A 6,109-nucleotide genomic window follows, 5' to 3' on the forward strand; every position below is an offset into this window, starting at 1 on the left:
TGGAGTGTGTCCGTGTCCGCGCGCCCGCTCGCCAAGCTGTCCAAGGTGCCCTTCTGGGCCCAGATACTCGCCGGTCTCGTCCTCGGCGTGGTCCTCGGCTGGATCACCCGCAGTTACGAGGTCGCCTGGCTCTACACGACCCTCGACAAGGTCGGCCACCTCTTCGTCCAGCTGCTGAAGCTGGCGGTCGCCCCGCTGGTCTTCTTCGCGATCCTGGTGTCCATCACCAACCTGCGGAAGGTCAACAACGCCGCCCGGCTGGCCTCCCGCACCCTCCTCTGGTTCATGATCACCTCGCTGATCGCGGTGGCGATCGGCCTGGCTATCGGTCTGCTCACCAACCCGGGCGCGGGCACCGGCCTGACCCCGAAGGACGGCAAGGCGCCTACGAACGTCGGCTCCTGGCTGGACTTCCTGACGGGCATCGTCCCGAGCAACGTCGTCACGCCGTTCACCGAGCTGAACGTCCTGCAGATCGTGTTCATGGCCGCGGTCGTCGGCGTCGCCGCGCTGAAGCTGGGCGAGAAGGCGCAGCCGATCCTGACGCTCAGCCAGTCCGTCCTGGAGCTGCTCCAGAAGGCCCTGTGGTGGGTCATCCGCCTGGCGCCGATCGGCACGACGGGCCTCATCGGCTACGCCATCGCGGAGTACGGCTGGGACCTGATCGGCAAGTACGCCACGTTCACGGCGGACGTCTACATCGGCTGCGCCCTGGTGATCTTCGGCGTCTACCCGCTGCTCCTGGCGACCGTCGCCAAGGTCAACCCGCTCCAGTTCTTCAAGGGCGCCTGGCCGGCCATCCAGCTGGCCTTCGTCTCCCGCTCGTCGGTCGGCACGATGCCGATGACGGTCCGCGTGACCGAGCGCCTGGGCGTGCCGAAGGAGTACACCAGCTTCGCCGTGCCGTTCGGCGCGACCACCAAGATGGACGGCTGTGCGGCGATCTACCCGGCGCTCGCGGCGATCTTCATCGCACAGATCTTCGGGGTCGAGCTGGGTGTCAAGGAGTACGTCCTGATCGCCTTCGTCTCCGTGATCGGCTCCGCGGCGACGGCGGGCCTGACCGGCGCGACGGTCATGCTCACCCTCACCCTCTCCACCCTGGGCCTGCCCCTGGAGGGCGTCGGCCTGCTGATGGCGATCGACCCGGTCCTCGACATGATGCGCACCGCGACGAACGTGGCCGGCCAGGCGCTGGTCCCGGTCGTGGTGGCCGCGCGGGAGAAGATCCTGGACCTGGACGCGTACAACTCGGCGTCGGCGTCTCCGGTGGACGACCCGCTGGAGGCGGAGCAAGACTCCCGCGTACCGGCGATGGCGTCCTGACGCCCCCTCACCACGGTGTGCCCCCTGCCGCGACGGCGACAGGGGGCACACCCGTTCCCCGGGGGTACGCCTCTCCGAACTGCCCGTACTCTTGGCGCTCATGGAGAAGAGGGCCTCCCACCCCGCCAGACGCCTGCCGCGGGCGGTCCGGGAACAGCAGATGCTCGACGCGGCGGTCCGCGTCTTCGGCCGCCGCGGCTACCAGGCGGCGTCCATGGACGAGATAGCGGAGGAGGCGGGCGTCTCGAAGCCGCTGGTGTACCTCTACCTGACGTCCAAGGACACCCTGTTCACCGCCTGCCTCCGCCGCGAGGCGCACGCCCTGAAGTCCGCCATCCACCGGGCCACCGCGAACCCGGCGGCCCAGGACCCGGAACAGCTCCTCTGGTCGGGCCTGCTGGCGTTCTTCACCCACACCTCCGAGCACCCGGACGGCTGGGCGGTCCTCCACCGCCAGGCCCGCACCCACGGCGAACCCTTCGCGGCGGAGGTCGCGTCCCTGCGCGAGGAGATCGCCGCCTACGTCACCACCCTGATCGCCTCCCACACGAACGCCGCCCACGCCTCGGCAACCCCCCTGGCCCACGCCCTGGTAGGCGCCGCCGAGTCCCTCGCCGACTGGGCCAACCGCACCCCCGGCACCACGGCCCACCAGTCCGCCGCCACCCTCATGACCCTGACCTGGCCCGGTCTCTCCCGACCGGCCGGCTGAGGACCGGCGAAGCGGTAAGAAGCCGTACGCGGCCTGGGAGGGCGGAGGGCAGGCGGTGGTCCGGGACGCCCTTCGTGCGCGGCAGCACTCAGCGACCGCCCGCTACGAGGGCGACTGGACGCTGTCCCGCACCGGCATGTCCGCCGACGGCAAGAAGCCCGTCTCGGGCAGCCGGGCCGCCAGGACCTGGACGGACGCGCTCGGCCGAACGTCGAAGGTCCAGCACTTCACGGCCACCGACCTGACGACGAGCGTCGACACCTCGTACGTCTACAACCCCAGGGGTGAGCTGGCGCAGGTCACCGACGCCAAGGGCAACAAGTGGACGTACACGTACGACGCCCGGGGCCGTCTGGTGTCCTCCACGGACCCGGACATGGGCGCGGCGTACTTCGGCTACGACAAGCTCGACCAGCGGATCTGGTCGAAGGACTCGCGGAACCGGGCCCAGTACACGACGTACGACGTCCTGGGGCGCCAGACGGAGCTGCGTGACGACTCGTCGACCGGCCCGCTGGTCGCCAAGTGGACGTACGACACCCTGCCCGGCGCCAAGGGGCTGCCGGTGGCGTCGACCCGCTACCACCAGGGCGCCGCGTTCACGACCGAGGTCACGGGCTACGACAAGGAGTACCGCCCGACGGGCTCCAGGATCACGATCCCGTCCACGCCCCTGACCACCGGGCTGGCCGGCACCTACGCGTACAAGAGCACGTACACGGAGACGGGCCTGATCCGGGCGGTCGACCTGCCCGCGACGCCGGGCGGCCTGGCGGCGGAGAAGGTGATCACACGCTATGACGGCGAGGGCTCGCCGCGGACCACGTCCGGTCTGGCCTGGTACACGGCCGACACGGTGCTCAGCCCGTTCGGCCAGGTGCTGCGCACGGCGTCGGGCGAGGCGCCGAACCGGGTGTGGGCAACGCATTTCTACGACGAGAACACGGGTCGTCGCCAGCAGTCGCTGACCGACCGAGAGACCCTGAACCCGAGCCGTGTCTCGGCACTCTCGTACGCGTACGACACGATCGGCAACATCACGTCGATCACCGACCAGCAGTCTGCGGCGCGTGTGGACCGCCAGTGCTTCGCCTACGACCCGATGGGCCGCCTCGCGCACGCCTGGACGGCGAAGACGGCCGGCTGCCCGCGCAGTTCCGCGGCGCAGGGCGCGGGCCCGAACCGCGCGGACGTGTCACCGAGCGTCGACGGGGCCGGTTACTGGCACTCGTACGAGTTCGACACGATCGGCAACAGGACGGGGATGAAGGTCCACGACCTCACCGAGCCGGCCCTGGACGACGAGTACACGTACACCTACGGCAAGGCGCCCACGGGCGGCCCGCTGCCGACCGGGACCCAGCAGCCGCACACCCTGACCAAGGCGGACGCGACCGTCAGGACCCCGGGACAGACGGTCACCACGCAGTCGACGTATGCGTACGACGCCTCCGGCAACACGACGCAGCGCGTGCTGGACGGCGATACCCAGACGCTGAACTGGGACCGCCGCAACAAGCTGTCGTCCGTCGACACGGATGACAACGGCAAGCCTGATGTCACGTACCTGTACGACGCGTCCGGCAACCGTCTGGTGGAGGACGACGGTTCGCGGCGCACCCTCTACCTGGGCGAGGCGGAGATCGTGGTGGACACCTCCGGCCGCGCGGTCGAGGCCCGCCGCTACTACACCCACCCGGGAGCGCCGACGACGGTCCGCACGACAGCCGGAAAGCCGACGGGCCACAAACTGACGGTCCTCCTGACGGACCACCACAACACGGCCGAGACCGCGATCGACCTGACCGCGGGCCAGCCCGTCACCCGCCGCAAGTACGACCCCTACGGCAACCCGCGCGGTACGGAGCCCTCCGACTGGCCCGACCGCCGCACTTTCCTGGGCGTCGGCATCAACGACACGGCCACGGGCCTGACCCACATCGGCGCCCGCGAGTACGACGCGACGACCGGCCGCTTCATCTCGGCCGACCCGCTCATCGACCTCACCGACCCGCTCCAGATGAACGGGTACACCTACGCCAACGGCAACCCGCTCACATACGCGGACCCGTCGGGCCTGCGCCCCATCGGTGACTGTGAGCGCGGCTGCAGCAGCACCGACGGAAACACCACCACCTACAAACAGGACCACTTCTACCTGGGGCCGAACGGGCAGTACGTCTACAACTCCACCACGACCGCTGTTACCACGGGCCACAGGTCCCGTACCACGGTCACCGTCAAGGCGACATACAGTCGGAGCACGGGACGGACATACCGCTACAGCGGTCAGCAGGAGTCGAAGACGACCGGCAGCCGCAAGTACGGCACCAGCAACGGGTGGCAGCCTGCAAAGAAACTCGACATGGAAGGGGCCCACCTCACACTTGACGCGGTAGGCCTCATCCCGGCCGCCGGAACCCCTGCAGATGTGGCCAATGCCATCCTCTATGCGGCCGAGGGAAACTGGTCGGAGGCCGGCTGGAGCCTGGTCGCCATCATTCCCGTCGTCGGGGAGATAACGACCCTGAAACGCAAGGGTGACAGGTTCGTCGACGGCTTCAGAGGCATTTTCAAGAGGCGAGGCATCTGCCCGACGCAGAACAGCTTCGTCGCAGGCACCAAGGTTCTGACGGCTGACGGGTCAAGCAAACCCATCGAGGACCTGGAAACAGGCGACCAGGTCATAGCGACGGACCCCGAAACGGGCGAGACTGCCGTCAAGACCGTGACGGCCACCATCTTCACCGAGGACGACAAGGCTTACGTCGACCTCACGGTGTCCACGGACGAGGGTCCCGAGGTCATCGCCACCACAGATCACCACCCGTTCTGGTCTGAGTCGGAACAGGCCTGGCTCGACGCCGGCGACCTCAAGCCCGGCATGACCCTCCGCACAGACACGGGCACCACGGTCATCATCGCAGCAACCCGCTCCTACGGCGCCCTCCAGAGCACCTACAACCTGACCGTCTCTGACCTCCACACGTACTATGTGCTGGCGGGGCAGACTCCGGTCCTCGTTCACAACAGCGGCCCCGGCTGTGGATCGATTTGGGTCGATGCGAACAAGGTTCCTCACCATTTCAAGCATGCTGAAGACTTCGGGATCACCGGAAAGGAAAGCAAGGCAACCAAGCAGGCCTTCGTGAATGCCTTGGAGAGCTTCGTCAGGAATCCGGGCAACGTTCAAATCACAGGTACTTATCGGGGAGCCGCAGCGCGGCACTACGTGGACCCCAATACGGGACGTCACGTATCGGTCGATCTTGAATCCGGGCAGATGCTGGGCGCCTGGAGATCGGATCCGACATCGGACCAGTTCCGGTACCTCATGGAACAAGGAAAGCTGTGATGGCCAAGCTAGAACCGTTCTTGGTGCTCGCGTCGGCAGTGGCAGAGGGAAGGATCTCGGCGGCCGAGTTCTCGGTGGTCTGCCTTCCGCTGTACAAGAACTACCCGGGCCCATTTCCGTCGGACGAGCAGTATGAGGTCGCCACCGAATTGTTCTACGTGGCCAACGATCACTATGCGGGCGAGTCTGATGCGCCTGCGGGTACGTTGAGTGACGAGCAAGTTAGAGCGGCAGCCGCAGAAATAGCCGAGAGGATGCGGTCACTGCTCCAGTGACCGTGGTCCGGTAGTGCTTCTGTCGAGAATTGCTATCCGTGCATGCCCACGACAACAGAGATCCTTGTTGTCGTGGGCATGCGCGCTTTGACGCTGAGGTTGAAAGGGTGGGGTGACAGGGCTACGGAGGTTCCAGCCTGAGTCCGGTCTCGGCGGTGAAGCCGTCGAGGATCTCGGGTCTCCGTTGGATGGCGCGTAGGCGGTTCTTCACGAGCGGGGTGAGCTCGTCGATCGTGCGGGGTGCGAGGTTGGCCAGGGACTTCTTCAGATGCGCCCATACGCCTTCGACCGGGTCTAAGGGCTGTCCCGCAACTGCTGGTCACAGATGAGATGATCTTGCTGTGGCTGGTGTGATCCCGGCGTCGGAGCCGTCTTGGATAGCCCCGTTCACCGGGCTGAGCCCTCGCAACTTCGGCAAGCTCGTGACGGTTCTGCGGCGCG

Annotated in this window: 4 protein-coding genes and 1 pseudogene; all 5 read left to right on the plus strand. The window is 67.3% G+C overall.

Features of this window, described 5'->3' with window-relative positions; genetic code table 11:
• Window positions 1-6 precede the first annotated feature (6 nt).
• Complete coding sequence (locus I3F58_RS18070; RefSeq protein ID WP_374207997.1) at window positions 7-1,326, plus strand: dicarboxylate/amino acid:cation symporter; 1,320 nt, start codon at window positions 7-9, stop codon at window positions 1,324-1,326.
• A gap of 100 nt (window positions 1,327-1,426) precedes the next feature.
• Complete coding sequence (locus tag I3F58_RS18075) at window positions 1,427-2,038, plus strand: TetR/AcrR family transcriptional regulator (RefSeq protein WP_240109653.1); 612 nt, start codon at window positions 1,427-1,429, stop codon at window positions 2,036-2,038.
• A 55-nt stretch (window positions 2,039-2,093) separates the two neighbouring features.
• Window positions 2,094-5,393 (plus strand): polymorphic toxin-type HINT domain-containing protein, encoded by a 3,300-nt coding sequence (locus I3F58_RS18080; RefSeq protein ID WP_240109654.1) that lies wholly within the window; start codon window positions 2,094-2,096, stop codon window positions 5,391-5,393.
• Window positions 5,393-5,668, plus strand: coding sequence for a hypothetical protein (locus I3F58_RS18085; protein ID WP_240109655.1), 276 nt, complete (start codon window positions 5,393-5,395; stop codon window positions 5,666-5,668). The genes I3F58_RS18080 and I3F58_RS18085 overlap by 1 nt, the downstream gene beginning before the upstream one ends.
• Before the next feature lie 341 nt (window positions 5,669-6,009).
• Window positions 6,010-6,109 (plus strand): annotated as a pseudogene (locus tag I3F58_RS18090) (IS5/IS1182 family transposase); the annotation flags it as partial.

The organism is Streptomyces sp. MUM 203J (genome assembly GCF_022414595.1).
Lineage (GTDB): Bacteria > Actinomycetota > Actinomycetes > Streptomycetales > Streptomycetaceae > Streptomyces.

What these genes read in the sequence shown, in the direction of transcription:
- I3F58_RS18075 (WP_240109653.1), top strand. Translation starts at nt 1,427, where the DNA reads ATGGAGAAGAGGGCCTCCCACCCCGCCAGACGCCTGCCGCGGGCGGTC.
- I3F58_RS18085 (WP_240109655.1), top strand. Translation starts at nt 5,393, where the DNA reads ATGGCCAAGCTAGAACCGTTCTTGGTGCTCGCGTCGGCAGTGGCAGAG.